This is a genomic window from Viridibacillus sp. d25.2 (genome assembly GCF_055456015.2).
The window spans coordinates 637166-655099 of record NZ_CM196652.1 but is presented as its reverse complement, the minus strand read 5'-3'; the positions used below and the strand labels follow the sequence as shown (position 1 = coordinate 655099).

General features: G+C 36.7%; 16 protein-coding genes, 1 rRNA gene and 2 riboswitches. Of the genes, 3 read left to right on the top strand and 14 right to left on the bottom strand.

Annotation, left to right across the window (positions count from 1 at the left end; translation table 11 throughout):
* Window positions 1-145: 145 nt before the first annotated feature.
* Both ACZLO7_RS03275 and ACZLO7_RS03270 read right to left on the bottom strand, forming a co-directional pair.
* Window positions 146-1698: ribosomal RNA gene (locus tag ACZLO7_RS03275) — 16S ribosomal RNA — on the bottom strand.
* 508 nt (window positions 1699-2206) lie between these two features.
* Window positions 2207-3523, bottom strand: coding sequence for an NCS2 family permease (locus ACZLO7_RS03270; protein WP_464940132.1), 1317 nt, complete (start codon window positions 3521-3523; stop codon window positions 2207-2209).
* A 127-nt stretch (window positions 3524-3650) separates the two neighbouring features.
* Window positions 3651-3752, bottom strand: a riboswitch (purine riboswitch).
* A 199-nt stretch (window positions 3753-3951) separates the two neighbouring features.
* Here ACZLO7_RS03270 and ACZLO7_RS03265 point away from each other — a divergent pair.
* Window positions 3952-4575, top strand: a complete 624-nt coding sequence (locus ACZLO7_RS03265) for a pentapeptide repeat-containing protein (protein WP_464940133.1) — start codon at window positions 3952-3954, stop codon at window positions 4573-4575.
* A gap of 53 nt (window positions 4576-4628) precedes the next feature.
* Here the strand turns inward: ACZLO7_RS03265 and ACZLO7_RS03260 are convergent, their stop codons facing one another.
* Entirely contained in the window at window positions 4629-5303 is a 675-nt protein-coding gene (locus ACZLO7_RS03260; protein ID WP_464940134.1) for a YqeB family protein, read from the bottom strand.
* Between the two features lie 15 nt (window positions 5304-5318).
* Window positions 5319-5906: a TetR/AcrR family transcriptional regulator gene (locus tag ACZLO7_RS03255; RefSeq protein ID WP_464940135.1), complete on the bottom strand. Its 588-nt coding sequence runs from the start codon at window positions 5904-5906 to the stop codon at window positions 5319-5321.
* A 454-nt stretch (window positions 5907-6360) separates the two neighbouring features.
* Between ACZLO7_RS03255 and ACZLO7_RS03250 the strand changes: the two genes are divergently transcribed.
* Window positions 6361-6702 (top strand): PadR family transcriptional regulator, encoded by a 342-nt coding sequence (locus ACZLO7_RS03250; protein ID WP_464940136.1) that lies wholly within the window; start codon window positions 6361-6363, stop codon window positions 6700-6702.
* A 1-nt stretch (window position 6703) separates the two neighbouring features.
* Window positions 6704-7261 (top strand): HAAS signaling domain-containing protein, encoded by a 558-nt coding sequence (locus tag ACZLO7_RS03245; protein WP_464940137.1) that lies wholly within the window; start codon window positions 6704-6706, stop codon window positions 7259-7261.
* Between the two features lie 114 nt (window positions 7262-7375).
* On the opposite strand, the gene ACZLO7_RS03240 is transcribed toward ACZLO7_RS03245, so the two are convergent.
* The 10 genes from ACZLO7_RS03240 to ACZLO7_RS03195 form a co-directional block, all read right to left on the bottom strand.
* Window positions 7376-7444, bottom strand: coding sequence for a GMP synthase (glutamine-hydrolyzing) (locus ACZLO7_RS03240; protein WP_464940185.1), 69 nt, complete (start codon window positions 7442-7444; stop codon window positions 7376-7378).
* 287 nt (window positions 7445-7731) lie between these two features.
* Window positions 7732-7881 (bottom strand): hypothetical protein, encoded by a 150-nt coding sequence (locus ACZLO7_RS03235; protein WP_464940138.1) that lies wholly within the window; start codon window positions 7879-7881, stop codon window positions 7732-7734.
* A gap of 399 nt (window positions 7882-8280) precedes the next feature.
* Window positions 8281-9834: a glutamine-hydrolyzing GMP synthase gene (gene guaA, locus ACZLO7_RS03230; protein WP_464940139.1), complete on the bottom strand. Its 1554-nt coding sequence runs from the start codon at window positions 9832-9834 to the stop codon at window positions 8281-8283.
* Window positions 9835-9972: 138 nt separating this feature from the next.
* A riboswitch (purine riboswitch) is annotated at window positions 9973-10074 on the bottom strand.
* 33 nt (window positions 10075-10107) lie between these two features.
* Window positions 10108-12333 (bottom strand): DUF4129 domain-containing transglutaminase family protein, encoded by a 2226-nt coding sequence (locus tag ACZLO7_RS03225; protein ID WP_464940140.1) that lies wholly within the window; start codon window positions 12331-12333, stop codon window positions 10108-10110.
* A complete protein-coding gene (locus tag ACZLO7_RS03220; protein WP_464940141.1) occupies window positions 12330-13547 on the bottom strand; it encodes a DUF58 domain-containing protein in 1218 nt (405 codons plus the stop codon). Before ACZLO7_RS03220 ends, ACZLO7_RS03225 begins: the two co-directional genes overlap by 4 nt.
* Window positions 13544-14494, bottom strand: coding sequence for an AAA family ATPase (locus ACZLO7_RS03215; RefSeq protein WP_464940142.1), 951 nt, complete (start codon window positions 14492-14494; stop codon window positions 13544-13546). The genes ACZLO7_RS03220 and ACZLO7_RS03215 overlap by 4 nt, the downstream gene beginning before the upstream one ends.
* Before the next feature lie 186 nt (window positions 14495-14680).
* A complete protein-coding gene (locus tag ACZLO7_RS03210) occupies window positions 14681-15370 on the bottom strand; it encodes an ABC transporter ATP-binding protein (RefSeq protein WP_464940143.1) in 690 nt (229 codons plus the stop codon).
* A complete protein-coding gene (locus ACZLO7_RS03205) occupies window positions 15367-16179 on the bottom strand; it encodes an ABC transporter permease (protein ID WP_464940186.1) in 813 nt (270 codons plus the stop codon). The genes ACZLO7_RS03210 and ACZLO7_RS03205 overlap by 4 nt, the downstream gene beginning before the upstream one ends.
* Complete coding sequence (locus tag ACZLO7_RS03200) at window positions 16179-16655, bottom strand: nitrous oxide reductase accessory protein NosL (RefSeq protein WP_464940144.1); 477 nt, start codon at window positions 16653-16655, stop codon at window positions 16179-16181. The genes ACZLO7_RS03205 and ACZLO7_RS03200 overlap by 1 nt, the downstream gene beginning before the upstream one ends.
* On the bottom strand, window positions 16631-17908 hold the full coding sequence (locus ACZLO7_RS03195; RefSeq protein ID WP_464940145.1) for a NosD domain-containing protein: 1278 nt from the start codon (window positions 17906-17908) through the stop codon (window positions 16631-16633). The genes ACZLO7_RS03200 and ACZLO7_RS03195 overlap by 25 nt, the downstream gene beginning before the upstream one ends.
* Window positions 17909-17934: the final 26 nt, after the last annotated feature.

Sequence of the window (17934 nt, the reverse complement as noted above, 5' to 3'; positions counted from 1 at the left end):
AAATGTGTTACTTAATTTGCTTCAATGTCGTTTTATCCAGTTTTCAAAGAACAAGGTTTTGAAGATCATTTTACAATGAGCCTTCAAAACTGAACGCAAGACGTTAATCGACAGATCCAAGATCTGTTTCCGTAATTATCCTTAGAAAGGAGGTGATCCAGCCGCACCTTCCGATACGGCTACCTTGTTACGACTTCACCCCAATCATCTATCCCACCTTCGGCGGCTGGCTCCATAAAGGTTACCTCACCGACTTCGGGTGTTACAAACTCTCGTGGTGTGACGGGCGGTGTGTACAAGGCCCGGGAACGTATTCACCGTGGCATGCTGATCCACGATTACTAGCGATTCCGGCTTCATGTAGGCGAGTTGCAGCCTACAATCCGAACTGAGAACGATTTTATGAGATTAGCATACCCTCGCGAGTTAGCGACTCTTTGTATCGTCCATTGTAGCACGTGTGTAGCCCAGGTCATAAGGGGCATGATGATTTGACGTCATCCCCACCTTCCTCCGGTTTGTCACCGGCAGTCACCTTAGAGTGCCCAACTAAATGATGGCAACTAAGATCAAGGGTTGCGCTCGTTGCGGGACTTAACCCAACATCTCACGACACGAGCTGACGACAACCATGCACCACCTGTCACCAATGTCCCCGAAGGGAAAACTCTATCTCTAGAGCGGTCATTGGGATGTCAAGACCTGGTAAGGTTCTTCGCGTTGCTTCGAATTAAACCACATGCTCCACCGCTTGTGCGGGCCCCCGTCAATTCCTTTGAGTTTCAACCTTGCGGCCGTACTCCCCAGGCGGAGTGCTTAATGCGTTAGCTGCAGCACTAAGGGGCGGAAACCCCCTAACACTTAGCACTCATCGTTTACGGCGTGGACTACCAGGGTATCTAATCCTGTTTGCTCCCCACGCTTTCGCGCCTCAGTGTCAGTTACAGACCAGAAAGTCGCCTTCGCCACTGGTGTTCCTCCAAATCTCTACGCATTTCACCGCTACACTTGGAATTCCACTTTCCTCTTCTGCACTCAAGTCTCCCAGTTTCCAATGACCCTCCACGGTTGAGCCGTGGGCTTTCACATCAGACTTAAGAAACCACCTGCGCGCGCTTTACGCCCAATAAATCCGGACAACGCTTGCCACCTACGTATTACCGCGGCTGCTGGCACGTAGTTAGCCGTGGCTTTCTAATAAGGTACCGTCAAGGTACGTTCAGTTACTAACGTACTTGTTCTTCCCTTACAACAGAGTTTTACGATCCGAAAACCTTCATCACTCACGCGGCGTTGCTCCATCAGACTTTCGTCCATTGTGGAAGATTCCCTACTGCTGCCTCCCGTAGGAGTTTGGGCCGTGTCTCAGTCCCAATGTGGCCGATCACCCTCTCAGGTCGGCTATGCATCGTTGCCTTGGTAGGCCATTACCCCACCAACTAGCTAATGCACCGCGGGCCCATCTAGTAGTGACAGCCGAAACCGCCTTTCAGCATTTTGCCATGTGACAAAATGGATTATTCGGTATTAGCCCCGGTTTCCCGGAGTTATCCCAATCTACTAGGTAGGTTGCCCACGTGTTACTCACCCGTCCGCCGCTAAATCAGAAGAAGCAAGCTTCTTCATCATTCGCTCGACTTGCATGTATTAGGCACGCCGCCAGCGTTCGTCCTGAGCCAGGATCAAACTCTCCATAAAAGTAGTTTGAAAGCTCATTAGCTTTGCTAGCGTATCATCCGAAGATGATATCTATTTCGTTTTGATTCACCAACAGAGTTGATGTCCAAAAACATTTATTGATTAACGTCTTGCTTGTTCAGTTTTCAAGGTTCATTATGTTTACCGCTTCTTTAGCAGCTCACTTATTATATCAGGATAACTTTTCGTTGTCAACAACTATTTTAGAATTTCTTTTTAAGTTGTTTACCTGAATACAACAGCGTTGCTCAATCAGCAACTTTTATATCATAACAACTTAATAGCTTGTTGTCAACACCTTTGTATAAAATGTTTTAACTAAGTGTTTAAGTTGTAATTTCATTGTCTCTGTGACAACGTTACTTACTATATCACCTAAAGTGATATGTTGCAATAGTTTTCTATTAAAAAGTTTCATTAATTAGTAAAAGATTCTACAACTCTCTTTATATATAGAAGAAGCTCCCTACCATTTGGAGGGAGCTTCTTCTATATAATACTGTTTTATTTATCGTACCCAGATGAAGTAAGCAAGGAAAACAAAGAATAGTACATACATTAATGGATGAATTTCTTTCTTTCTACCTGCTAATAACATTGTAATCGGGTAGAAGATAAAACCTACTGCAATACCTGTTGCGATACTATAACCTAACGGCATCATGATCATTGTTAAGAATGCCGGTACTGCAATTTCGAATTTATTCCACTCGATTAGGCGTAATGATGAAACCATCAACACTCCAACAATCACTAGCGCTGGCGCAGTTACTGCTGATGTAATTACATCCAATAGCGGGAAGAAGAACATTGCTAGTAAGAATAGTACTGCTGTTACAACTGCCGAGAAACCTGAACGCGCTCCAGCAGCAACACCTGATGAAGATTCAACATAAGCTGTTGTTGTAGATGTACCAAATAAAGAACCGATTGTTGTTGCAATAGCATCTGCCATTAAAGCACGACCTGCACGTGGTAATTTATCATCTTTAACTAAACCTGCTTGGTTTGCTACAGCCATTAGTGTTCCCGCTGTATCAAAGAAATCCACGAATAAAAATGTTAGTACAACGATTAAGAATTGAACATTGATTAATTCTTTGAATCCATTTGAGAATCCATCAAAAATAGGATCTAACGCTACCCCGAATGTTGAAGACACATCAGGAATACTTGATACAACAGCAGTTGGTGTATCAATTAAGTTGAAGATCATACCAACGATTGCTGTAATGATAATACCTAAGAAAATTGACCCTTTAATATTTCTAGCCATAAAGATGACTGTTAAAACGATACCGAATACCGCTAATAATGTTGCCCCTTTAAACTCCCCTAAGGTAACAAGTGTTGCTTCATTAGCAACAATAATTCCTGCTCCCTTTAAACCAACAAAAGTTACGAATAAACCAATACCTGCTGATACTGCATATTTTAATTGTGTCGGAATAGCATTAATAACGGTTTCACGAACACCTGTTAAAGATAAGATAATGAAAATAATGCCTGAGAAGAATACACCAGTTAAACCTGTTTGCCATGGAATACCATATGTTAATACTACTGTGTAAGCGAAGAATGCGTTAAGCCCCATACCTGGCGCTAATGCAATCGGGAACTTAGCAAAAATCCCCATCACCAATGAACCAGCAGCTGCTGCTAATGCTGTAGCTACGAACACAGCACCTTTATCCATACCAGCGTCCCCTAAAATCCCTGGGTTCACCGCCAAAATATACGCCATTGCTAAGAATGTTGTGATACCACCTATAATCTCGCGGCGGTAATTTGTTCCAAGTTCTTCAAATTGGAAATACTTTTTCATGATAATCCTCCGTATGTCGTCTCATACATTTTTGAGAATAAAAAAGACATGCAACTAGTTTAAAATAGTCGAATGTCTACGATTCCTTGCTAAGTATTCATACTCACAAGTTAATAAAAGTATCGGCAAAGCCAATTCTTTTAATCGTAGTCAAGTTTTTTAAGGTAACTTGGTAGATACTCTCGGGCCATATTCCCGTGATTATACGACGACGTTATTTATTTATAGTAGTTAATATATCACTCCCACTCATTACTTTCAATACCTTTTCCGAACATTTTTATATTTTCCCTCATTATAGTTCGTGTATGGGGTGTTTTATCCCTAATCACTTTATTTTTACATTACATATTCCAGCAGTTTATTATGTGTTTATCTAGAGTATTATTGATAAAATGATACAAAGTGGATTGGAGAGGATTTATAACATGCCTAAAATAATAGAACCTTCGCAACATTATTTATCAACTATCGAAAATGAAGAGATAATGCTAGAAGAAATTGAAGCGAACTCATTACTAAAAGGATGTCAAATTGATTGTCGGTTTGGTACTCGCCAATTAAACGAAGTTAAATTCGAGAACTGCGTGTTCCTTACAGATGATTTCACTAAAATGGAATTTTTAGATGTCATTTTCTCAAAATGCGATTTATCAAATTGTAATTTCGCCGAATCTGTTTTTTATCGAGTCAAGTTTGATACTTGCAAACTAATTGGTTCTAGCTTCTTCCGTACACAGCTCAAAAATGTTGAATTACTCGATTGTCTTTTAAATTACGGCACATTTTCCGAATCGAAAATGAATGCCGTTGCTTTTAAAGATGGCCAATTAAACGAAAGTACTTTACAAGATGTAAATTTAACTCAAGTAACGTTCCAAGGAATGGAACTAAACGCAGCTGACTTTTCTGATACACATTTAAAAGGAATCGATTTATCTTCTTGTTATTTCGAACAAATCAATTTAGACCCAACATTAGCAAAGGGTTTATCTATTCGCCATGATCAAGCTACTGCTATCGTCGCTATTCTTGGGATTAATATTCAATAGAAACTGTAAAATAGCCGTACCTCCTTCGATTAGGAGGTACGGCTATTTTTTTCTTACACTACTCTATAATATTGCTTTGATTTAATCTCTTTTACCGAAACATGGAGCTTCCACAATTCAAATACAATTTGCAAAGCCTCTTCACTATCATCATTTTGAAGCGCTACATCTCTTGCCTTTAACAACGCATTTGCTTCAAGCGGTAAATCAGTTAATCCAGGTACCCATTTCTTAAATTGTTCCTTATATGGGTTTCCATCCTTAAAAAGATAACCCCATTCACCAAGTTCTTCTTTTATTATTTTAGTGCTAAGTTCTTTTTCATACCTAAAAAGTTCATAACCATCATGCCCAATTACAACTAAATCTTTGTGATCTACATAAATATAGCTAATATCATCTTTGTCATAACTCATATCAATTTTCCCAATTTTAAAAGCTAATGTATCTTCGCTAATATAAATATTCAATATTTCATTATAAATGAATAGAGTCAATATTATGCCCGCGGCTAATCCAAATGCCATCGTAGCAAAAATAACCCACCCCTCATTGAGACTAGCGACCAAATTAAACGGCCCTTGAAACGGAATCCACTCTAACTTACTTACCCATTCTGATATTGGAGGCAAAAAATAACCTATTACTAAACCAATGAGCGGTAAAATCAACCAAAGAAATAATTTATCCACTTTAGAAAAATTCAAATGCACGGTTGAACGATTCATCCCTTCACACTCCTCTTACTTCATTACATCTGTAATTGTTTGACTCCAAATAGCCGATTCCTCTATTTGCATATCTAGCATTTTATAATTCAAAAGGTTATCTAGCATTAAAGCTAAGACTCCAGCTTTTGCTTGAAGGTTGTTTTCCTCCATTAAGCCAAACTCTGTAGCTTTCTTTAATACATGAACAAAGCCATCAATAAACATTTTCTGTACTTCTTTTATTTTTTGAATATAAGTCTCGTCTACTTCTTTATTACGATTTGCATACAAAGTATATTCACTTAATAAGTTCAACAATACTTCCTGCTCTTGAATCTCATTTAAATAAGTCATACCACCTGTATATAGCTGATCCATTAAATTATCTTTTGTCATATCTTCCACTTTAAAATAATTCTCAAATGCATAGTCTTCAAAAATATAAACAAAAACCTTTTTAATCAGTTCATCCTTCGATTCAACATAATAATAAAGTGACGGCTTTGTCATCCCCACCTCTTTAGCAATCATTGCAAAACTTGTTTTATGTATTCCTTCTTTCGCAAATAGATAAATAGCAGTATCGATTACTCTTTGATAAGTTTCTTGACCTTTATTCATATCGCACCTCTTTTTTACCTTCCGTAAGGTAGATTAAACATTAAAATGCGATTATTGTCAACTTTATATTAGGTTGAGTCTTCAGTGAATGCGTAAAACACCCTTTGCATAGACACATTGCCATCGATTGTAATAAAATTCAATACTCCTTAATGCTGATACCGCTGAATATACCGTTTGATGTAAATATGTTTTACCACTTCAACATCAGCTATCCCAAATTCCTAAACGTAGATGTACCATCTATTTAACCTGTATATGGATTGGTAAATCAACGTACCATGTCTTAATAATGGTTCTACTGGATTCAGATGTATCTTTATACTAATTATTCCTTTTTATCTTGTCAATCACTATATAGATTTTTTCGTATATGTAACAAAAATACATATACATTAAATATTGACATATATACTGCGCGGTACGATATACTATGTAAGAGGCAGGTGAGAATGTGACCATTATTGAATGGAAATCACAATTAAAAAGGGGTATCTTAGAATATTGTATTTTATTATTAATAAATAAAAAGCCTCGTTATGGATATGAAATCATTCATGAAATTAGCCATTGGAATATTATAGCGGCGAAAGAGAGTACTGTATATCCACTGTTAAGAAGATTGCAAAAGGAAGATTATCTTGAGTCATTTTGGAAAGATTCATTAGAAGGATTACCTTCAAGAAAGTATTATGAACTTACAGATAAAGGGAAATCGCATTTAGATTTGATGTCTAATGAATGGTTTGATTTAGTATCAGTTATTTCTGAACTTCAATTAAGAGAGGGAGAGTAGCGTGGAGCAAAAAATAGAGAAGTATTTACAGACAGTTTTTAATTACCTAAAACCACTGTCACTGTCTGAAAAAACAGATATTATCAATGAAATAAAAAGCCATATAAAGGAAATCCAAATAGACCAACAGCTAGATATAGATACTATATTGAAAAACATGGGTGACCCTGTTAACTTAGCTAAATCTTATGTAGGTGAAACATTGGCTAAAAACACAACATTTAATTTAATGCAGATATTTCGCTTAATAGCTTTTTATAGTATCACTGGTTTTTCCGGTATGATTGTTATCCCATTTCTCTCAATATTATCAGCAAGCTTATATGTATGTGCCTTTATCACGCCAATCGCGGCAATCATTAAAACAGTCGGTACATGGTTAGGATTCAATGTTCCTTTCGCTATAATTAACCTTGGATTTTGGGAAGTTCCTGCTGCTCTTAGCATTCCTGCTGCTCTCCCATTTACTCTTCTGTTTTATATTGCAAGTAAAAAATTATGGATGATTTTGAAGAAGTATTTAGCTAACGTTTCAAAAAATTATCAAACACTACATTAGTCTTGAATGCACAATTCTTATAAAAACCATTCTCTCTTATGTAAGAAAGATAGGAGCTATCTATATAGAAAAAGCTATAAACCTTATAAATTAAAGGTTTATAGCTCTTTTTCATTATTCCCACTCAATCGTAGCAGGTGGCTTACTCGTAATATCATACAGTACGCGGTTAACCATTGATATATAAAGGTTTTACCCTTTTTATCAAAACAGAAAAATCCGTTCAAATCAAGTAATTCTTGTCCTCAATTGTAGCTGGTGAACCCCCTATTTACAACGTTATCATTTTGAATGATGGCTATGTCGTTTCAATGTCAAAATCAATTAGTGAGGAATGGATATCTGATGCCGAGTTTTTTGTCACCGAATCTAAAATTTAGTAGAATAATAAACTCTATCATCAATTGAAAAAAGAACCTCGAATAAGAAAAACATAGGGAGATTTTAGTCTTCCTATGTTTTCATTCATATTATTTATCTGTTTGTTTTTGCTTTTTTTTCAAATACTCCGCACGTATTTTTTCAAGTTGCTGCTTTTTATCAAATTTGGCAGGCGTGTGTTTTTCATGATACTTTGCCACAGCCACCTTACCTTTGGTATCCAATTGATATTTCCCCACTTTGTTCACCTACTTTTCTTGTCTTTAAAGAGAATCTATTCAACAAATATAATATACCTTATTTTACTGAAGTAAACCTTTTTACTTTATTAGTGTACTGCCTAACCTTGCATATATCAGTAAAAACTTAGTGAAATAATTCATAGCCAAATGGTATTCATTATACTTATCTTTACGACCTTAAATTTGCTGATTCATTTTAAAGTCATCAATCAAGTCGCTAATTTTAACTATAACAAAAAACCTCTTCCAGTTATTTGTTATAAATAACTAAAAGAGAGTTTATTTTTTGAAATATAAATAGTTGTACGTTAATCATTGATTTAGTTCTTAACAAGCTACGTTAGACATTGATATGACTGCGTTTATAACCTGTTTAGTTTATATTGCTGAACAGTCCTATTCCCACTCGATAGTTGCTGGTGGCTTAGACGTAATGTCATACAGTACGCGGTTGATGTGATCAACTTCGTTTACTAGACGTACTGAGATTTTTTCTAGGACATCCCAAGGGATACGTGCCCAGTCAGAAGTCATTCCGTCAATTGACGTTACAGCACGGATACCGATTGCGTAATCGTACGTACGTTGGTCTCCCATTACGCCTACGCTTTTTAGGTCAGGAAGCACTGTGAAGTATTGCCAAATGTCGCGATCAAGGCCGTGCTTGGCGATTTCTTCGCGTAAGATTGCATCTGATTCACGTACAATATTTAATTTTTCTTCTGTTACTTCGCCAAGTACACGGATTGCAAGACCCGGACCTGGGAATGGTTGACGCCATACGATTGCATCAGATAGTCCAAGTTCTGAACCTAGCGCACGTACTTCATCTTTGAATAATGTTTTTAATGGTTCGATAAGTTCGAACTGCATATCTTCAGGTAATCCACCTACGTTATGGTGAGATTTAATTGTTTGAGCAGTTGATGTACCAGATTCAATAATATCAGTGTAAAGAGTTCCTTGTGCAAGGAAATCCATACCTTCTAATTTTGAAGCTTCTTCATCGAATACATAGATAAATTCGTTACCGATAATTTTACGTTTTTTCTCAGGATCAGAAACGCCAGCTAATTTACTCATGAAGCGTTCACGAGCATCAATTTTGATAACGTTCATGTTGAAACCTTCTGTGAAAGTTTTCATAACTTGTTCAACTTCACCTTTACGGTTTAAGTTGTGGTCAACGAACATACAAGTTAATTGGTCACCAATAGCTTTGTGGATAAGAACAGCAACAACTGATGAATCTACACCGCCAGAAAGTGCACAAAGAACTTTCTTGTCGCCAACTTGTTCGCGAATTTTTTGAATTTCAATTTCTACGAAACTTTCCATTGACCAATTGCCTTTAGCTTTACATACGTCGAATACGAATTGACGTAATAAGTCATTTCCGTAAACTGAGTGACGTACTTCAGGGTGGAATTGAACTGCGTAGAATTTACGTTCAGCATTTGCCATTGCAGCGATTGGACATGAAGCGCTTGTTGCAATTGTTTCAAAGCCTTTTGGAGTTACAGTTACTAAATCACCGTGACTCATCCAAACAACTTGCTCTTTCGGTAATTCGCCGAATAAAGCATTGTCATTCAATACTTGAATTTCCGCTTTTCCATACTCACGGTGTGCAGCTTTTTCAACTTTTCCACCTAAAGCATGTGTCATTAATTGCATACCGTAACAAATCCCTAAAATAGGAAGACCTAAATTGAAGATTTCTTCATCGATATGGAATGCATTTTCATCATATACAGAGTTAGGACCACCAGAGAAAATAATTCCTGTAGCGTTCATTGCTTTTAATTCTTCTGCAGTAATAGTATGCGCATGCAATTCGCTGTAAACTCCGAATTCACGAATACGACGAGTAATTAGCTGATTATATTGGCTACCAAAGTCAAGAACGATAATCTTTTCTTGATCTTGTAAAATTGAACTAGCTGACAATGTTTCCACCTCTTCTTTATTAATAACTGTTTACCTACTCATTTTAACATTAATATACGCAAAGAACGCGTCTGAAATAATATCCAACGCGTCCTTATGCTCTATATCAAAAAAGGTGAATGCTAGCATACGGGTATCCGCGCTGTCATTCACCTTCATAGTCAAGTCATTTACGGTAACTTGGTAGAGACATCCGAACCTTATCTTCGAACATATATGAGGGTAATCAGTATATATAATTTTTCTCAATTTTACATGTTGTACCGCCTAAAATCAACTGCTTGTACGATTGATTAAATATTCCCAACTTTCTTTAATATCTAACCAATCTAATTGAGTATAATTATTACTATAAATTTGTCGCTCATATAAAGTAGTTATTTTACTCATATGTGACGTACCTAAGCGTTTATCTACATAACTAGCAAAGTCTTGCAATGTCTGCCCATTCCCTTTTTTCAGACCAGCATGCTCTAATTGCTTCAACAACTGATGATAAGCATGGTCTATTGAAATACTCTCCGGCTTCTTCATACGATAATAACCAATCATTGCTTTAGGTATCCATTTTCTACGTAATAATATTACAATTAAGGATAGTATTATTACAGCACCTATTATTGTTGCTATCATAATTGCAGACTTCTTACTCATTACTGGTTCTTCCGTTTTTTCTTTTTGGCCTTGTTTTTTCTCTTTTTCTTGTTTCTGTTTCTTTTCTTTTGGCTGTTCTTTCTTCTTCTCAGCTTCCTGTTGTTTTTGCTTTTCTTCTTTGTCTTCTTTTTTAGGATTGATCGGTAAAGGTTGTTGTTGGTTTTTTACATCATCTAACACATTATCAAAACCTTCAAAGCCTATTGTAGGTTCAAAAGACATCCAGCCTATTCCAGGTAAATATGCTTCTACCCATGAATGAGCATTATTATTTGTAATGACAAATCCCTTCTGTTTACCAGCAACATTCTGTACTTCTTCACCTTCAGAAAAACCTTTTACCCAACGTGCAGGAATACCAATAGAACGCAGCATAACAACCATCGAGCTTGAGAAGTTATCACAATATCCCATTTTTGTATCAAACAAAAATTGATCAACATAATCGTCATTTTTCCCCGGAATCGCCACTTCGTCACGACTATAGACATAATTGTTATATTTAAAATAATCTACAATTGCATTTGCCTTACCATATAAGCTCTTTTCATCTTTCGTAATGTCTTTTGTAAGGTTTCTCACTCGTTTTGGTAATGTTTTAGGTAATTGTAAATAAGTATTATAATCCTTCGATAACTTGTCTAAATCGTTTGGGCGTGTTTTCTTGAGGGACTGTAAACTATATTTTGGTGAACTATAGGTTATCGTATACGCTTCTAATGCAATTTCATCTTCGTCCTTTAAAGGTCGAATTTTTTCCCCATCTATTTCTCGGTAGAAAGATACTCCTGATTCTACATCTCCAACTGACATCAAACCATATGGCTGCATGATAAATTTAAAATCTTTCTTCATTTCAATTTCCGCAGTAGTTTGATCTTTCTTACTTCCTGGTTTTATAGTGAGAGGGATGTTCGCATTTTGATTAAAAGCTTCAACATAAACGTCCCCTTTTTTACGTTCCCATCCTTTAGAGGTATAAATATCTTTTGTTTCTACTCTCCAATATTGTTTACTATCTGCTGTTGCATTAAAGACGATACGATCATCCATTTTAAATGGACCACCTAACTTTTTATCATCCTCAACATAACCGATTCTCCCAATAGCAGAATTGCCTTTACCCTGTTGTTCCATTAGTGCAGAAATTGATTTTGGTATAGTTACCATAGGGCCTTTTTTGGGCATCGCATACGCAAATATAGTGCTTGCAATAAGCATAACTGCTAATGGAATTAGAACAGCAATATACTTCATTCCTTTTCTCTCTATATCATTTGTCTCAAATAAATGACTAGCATATAAAGTGCCAAGTAAAAGTAGTCCTAAAAACATAACTCTTATAATCGCAAACTTAGCATTATAATCACTAAAAGTATCTAACAAAGCTAAAAAAACAATCGTTACGAATAAGAAATGGATAATAGTATGCTTCACCGTTACCCAATAATGAATCAGATAAATTGTCATCCAAAGTAAGATAAAGAATAAGATACTTCGGAACGAATTCGTCACACCATTCCAATCTCTTTGCATCAATGCTAACCAACTATTTTGAATTTCACTACTTAATGTTAGTACACTCTCAATTGAAAATACTTTCGTACCTGTATATACGTACATTAAAAACCATAATACATAGGCAAATTTAATAATAGTCGATAGCCATCCATTTAAATGGACTATATTCGCCAGTAGACAGATAGCTACGAATAATAAGAATAAGTTTAGATGACCTGTATTAGTCAAAACAACTACAGGCAGAAGCCATTCTCTTAACATGAAGAAAATCACTATATATAGAGCCACTAATCCAATCATTCTCTTAATAGGGTGATTTGTCATTTCAACACCCCCATAAAGGCTTCTGTAAATTGTTCTTTACCAATCGTAATAACTCTTATACCACGTGTGCGAGCCAATTTCTCCATAGCCTGTTCCTGGGTAGACATGACTTGTCCTTTACTTCGTATAACAAAACAAAGACAGGCACGAGATGACATTGTTGCCTTTGTTAAAATATCAAGCCACTCTGTTGTAAGCTTACTTGTTACAAAAAGAAGTTGAGCTGCATTCGCTAACGTACGATCTTGTCCATACAAACGATTGACTGAATCTACTAAATCATCTTGTACACTCGCTAAATGGAACATCGCTTGCTGCAATTGGCTTTCTGTTTGAACTGCTTCAAAATATATGCGCTCTCTACCCGCAGATAAAAATGCCATCGCTATTTGCTGACGAACACTGGCATTCAAAATAGAGGCAACAAATTCAACCTGATCTTCAAATAATGCTGATGGCGTACAATCTAGCACTAGGCATAAATCTTGTGATTGTTGATCTTCAAATTCTTTCGAACGAAGCTCTCCCGTTTTCGCAAATGTCTTCCAGTGAACCCAAGACATGCGATCTCCTGCTTGATACTCGCGCAACCCTGACACCATCGTCGTATCTCGTACAATTGCGGAAGATACCGGTCCATTTCCTGTTTGCTTGCTCATATTAAGTGGTCTAAAAATCATTTTAGTCACATTCGGATACACTACGACCGTACGCTTTGCAGAAATGAATTGCGTTTTTTTATTCCAACCAAAGAAATCACTTACTGTTATTTCAACACCATGTAAATAGTGCTCCCCGCGCGGTATTTCTTCAACTTCATATGTCCACTTAACTTGCTTTTTAAATCCAATTAACAATAACCTTTGCATTGGTTCCGTTGTTGCATTTACCAAGACTTCACTTGGCATCGCTTCACGAATTACTGCATATACAATAGGCCATCTATTATTGCGCTTTAGAGTCATTGTCATCTTCAATGAATCACCATTTCTCATATGTTCCTGTTCAATACTGCGCTCTACCTTCATCTTTTTTAAAGGTGTAAAAACCAACAACAATGAATACATTGAGAAAGGAAGTAACATGAAAAAGATAAACCAAATTACAAAACCGCCTGCTATGAAGCCAAATGCTAGTGTAGTAAGCAGTAGCAAAACGACTAGCATCAGGCGCATAATTCTTCCTGAAACGTATCGTAATCTACTTATTGTCATTGATTTGCAGACCTTTTTATGGGCACAGCTGTATTAATTAAAATGCGTCCAATAATTTCTTCTGGTGAAACACCGTCATAACGAGCTTCAGGACGTAGCATTATACGATGTGAGAATACAAATGGTGCTAAAAACTGTACATCATCCGGTGTGACGAAGCTACGACCTCGTAGTAATGCATAAGCTTGCGCGGCTTTCATTAGTGCAATAGAGCCTCGTGGACTAACTCCCAAATACACATATTGGTTTTCTCTCGTTGCACGAGATAAATCTACAATATAACCTTTCACAACTTCATCAACAAACACATCTTTCACTTGTTGCTGCAAAGTGATTAACTCTTCTAAGGTAATGACAGATGTTAATAAATCGATTGGCTTACCTTGTTCAGCACGGCGCAGTACTTCAATTTCATCATCATAAGATGGATATCCCATTTTCATCTTCAACAAAAATCGATCGAGTTGTGCTTCTGGCAACGGATAAGTTCCCTCATACTCAATTGGATTTTGTGTTGCCATTACAAAAAAAGGTTTTGGGATACTATAAGTTTCGCCATCAATCGTTACAGCAGCCTCTTCCATGCCTTCAAGTAAAGCAGCCTGCGTCTTCGGAGAAGTACGATTAATTTCATCAGCCAATACGATATTGCCCATGATTGGCCCCGGTCGAAAATGGAATTCCATATCTTTTGGGTTATAAATAGATACACCTAGAACATCGGAAGGCAATAAATCCGGTGTAAATTGAATACGCTTAAATTGTGCTCCTACTGATTTTGCTAAAGCTCGTACCATCATCGTTTTACCAACGCCAGGTACATCTTCTAGTAAAACATGCCCTTGAGCAAGCAATGATACTACACTCAATTCTGCTATATGCTTTTTACCTATCATAACTTTTTCAATATTACGTACGACCTCTTGAAGCTTTTCTTGTGTTTCCATCAATTGAACCTCCACTTTACAAAGTCTATAATTTTAGCCATTAGACAATAAGTAAGTCTTATGAACTGAAATATTCCATACAATTGGACTTATTATACCATGCACATGTACTCTCTTTCGTTTACAACCCTTTTACAAAATTTAAAAGCATGACTATAATAAGCCATGCTTTCATTAGTATTACACTTATCTTCGATTTGCTAACCCTACTTTCTTTATAAACATCTCCTCTAAATGAGTGCATTTTGATTCTTTTAAAACTTTATGAATGGGACCTTGCATTAGCACCTTCCCCTCATGTAATAACAGTACATCTTCCGCTAGCTCTTCAGCAAAGGACAATAAATGAGTGGAGAACAATATTGTTTTACCCAATTGTTTTTGTTCTTGTAAAATCATTTTCAACTCTGCAATCCATAGTAAATCTAGTCCATTTGTTGGCTCATCTAAGATAATTAACCGCTCATCACCAAGCAAACTCTGAGCTAAATTTAAACGTTGACGCATCCCCTTTGAAAATTGACTTACTCTTTGTTTACGAAATTCCCATAAACCAACACGCTTCAACACCTTTTCACGTTCACCTACCGACACCTTTTTCAGCCCGGCTAATAACTGCAAGATTTCTTCTGCTGTAAGTGCAGATGGAAAATTAATATCATCTGGCATATAACTAATCGAACTTTCGCCTGAGAAAAAAATTTCCCCGCTCGATTGCTGTTCTTGGCCAATCAATAGTCTGATAAGCGTACTTTTCCCTGCCCCATTACCACCAGCGAGTGCGATAATCCGACCTTCATTTAAAGAAAAGGATACATCTTGCAATCCTTGATGCTCGGAATATTTCTTCACAAGTTCTTTTCCTTCAACAATCACACTTGACGCCCCCTTCTATTCAATAAAAATTGAGCAAACACTAATGGTAAGGCAATCCAGAACATAGTTACAACAGCATACACGATAAATCCTGACACTGAACTATAGAAGTTCGTAAAGCCATAAAATGACGGCCCTAAAACAGATGATTGACCTGAGAATATAAAATAGCCGAAGCGAATCCACTCAGCAGGATTTAAATGAATCATAACAATCGTTAACTTTTGCAATATATGCCCTGCAACAAGAGTCCCTACAGCCATTAACACATAGGATAGTAACAATAATGCAAAAGCCCAGACAACCAATGACAAAGCCAATGCATGCAAGCGACTTTTCGCCATGACACCACAAAGTACTGCAAGCGCCGCGAAAATAATCACCGTCAGAAAAGCTACACCTACAAAAACAGGAGGTAAACTCAATTGCCCTGCAAATCCACTCATCGTTAATACAACACTAAATGCTAATATCAAAATCATAAAGAAAGATAATAGTAATGCCACATATTTACCAACAATGTATTGTGTTACTGTCATCGGATACGTTTTCAACAGCGAGAACCAGCCCGACTCTAGATCACTAGCTACCCCCATACTACCAATCGTTAATATAAACAGAGGCAATAGTAACAATAGTAAATTTAAATAACTTGCCGTTTGTCTAGTAAAACTTTCTACATCTGGTAGAGCAATTTGCTGAATCATTGAAATTGCTGCGAAAATCAGTACAAATAAAGCGGCAACTAACTGCATCCAACGACTTCTTAGCATTTGCTTCCACTCAAGCCTTATAAATAGCGCATTCATCACTTATGAACTCCCCACTTAAAATCTTCTAAATCATTGAACCTTAGTAGAGTGCCACCCTTGTTCTTAGTCATCCAGTCTTTTGCCACCGCTTCAGATTTAAATGCGATAACCCCATAAGACATCGGCGTCCAGATTTCTTTATCATAGACATAGTTAGCTGACTTCACATCGACCCAGTTCTTACCACCTTCATCTTTGATAAAGGCTTTTCCTAAATCGCCATCATCCATCTCCTTCATATACTCAATTAAGCAACCTAAATCATCAAACATTCTATAATCTCCATTTTCCAACGCAATTTGCCCTGCATAATCCTCGTGGACAATACTCATATTGCAAACTTCACATACATCCGTTTCACTGACGATTTCTTTAGGTTTATATTCTTTATCAGCACATGCTTGTAGTATGGCGACCACCATCACCACTAATATTATCAACTTCACTTTCAAATCGTCACTTCCCTTCTCCATAGCCATAATCCACATAATATAATTGCAACGCCCATTACAATCCGCCCTATATTCTGTTTGCGAGGTTGCTCTACACTTTGCAAACTCACCATTCTCGGTTTTTCGTCGACTAATTGATCTGTTTCTATCTTATTCGTTTGTTTATCTATTTCATTTAATAAAACGACACTTGGCGATTCGATAAAATATTGATAAACCGGCTGTCTGACCATCCATTGGCCGAAACTCTGCAACGCTACGTAAGAACGATCTCCAATACCATCACCATCTACATCGATACCATCATAATCATCGTAATAATTATGTTGAACCGTCGTTTCCGAACCATCTGAACGTAAATTGACGATATTGCCAATAAAATCATTCTCGATGACGCTATTATCAGTATTAGAACGAATAAGTTCAACAGCATTTTGATTCATCTGAAATCTATTTTCTTTCAAAGTAGATTGTTGTAGCTTTTGTGCTGAAATAGCCGTTCTATTATTTTTAAAAATATTACCATTTACATCAATATTTTGTGCATCAAACAATACAATACCAAAACCATTTAAACCGTTTTGCTCGTTTATTTCATTAAGATGCAAATCAGTCTGTTTTGTCATCATCAGCATTATACCTGTAACATTTTTATTAAATGTATTTTCAATAGCTTTGGCACCTTCCGTATACATAAAATGAATGCCATACCGACTATTACTTACTATGTTATTTTGCAACTCAATTTGCGAGACGTTTTCAATATAAACGCCATCTTGTACTTGATTAATTTTGAGACCATTCATCTGTAGTCGCTTGCTATTAAAAATCGCTACACCATTACCTTTTTTAGAATAATGTCCTTCTACCCCTTGAATTTCTGTCTTCTCAATCTTGGCACCCTCTGCATAGTAAAACTGGATACCACTATAAATTGATGTTAACTTTAATCCACTCAAATATAAACGTTTTACCTTCTTCACAGAGATACCAGTTTTAGCCTTTTTTAGCTGGAGATTTTCAAGTATCACATCATTAGTATTTTCGATTCTTAACAATGTTTCTTTCGTAGTTCCTTGTAAAATCGTATTTTCTGAACCAATTATTTTTATTGGTTTATTTATTAAAAAAGAGCCTTTATAGATACCATCCTGCAGATGTAGCTCGCCTCCAGCTGGTGTAGCGTCGATTAAGTGCTGTAAGTCTACCGCTTCCGCTTTCGTAGGGGGTGCTACTAACAGGAACAATACACTTACTAACAACCACTTTTTCATCAAGAATCATCCACCTCCATTGAAAC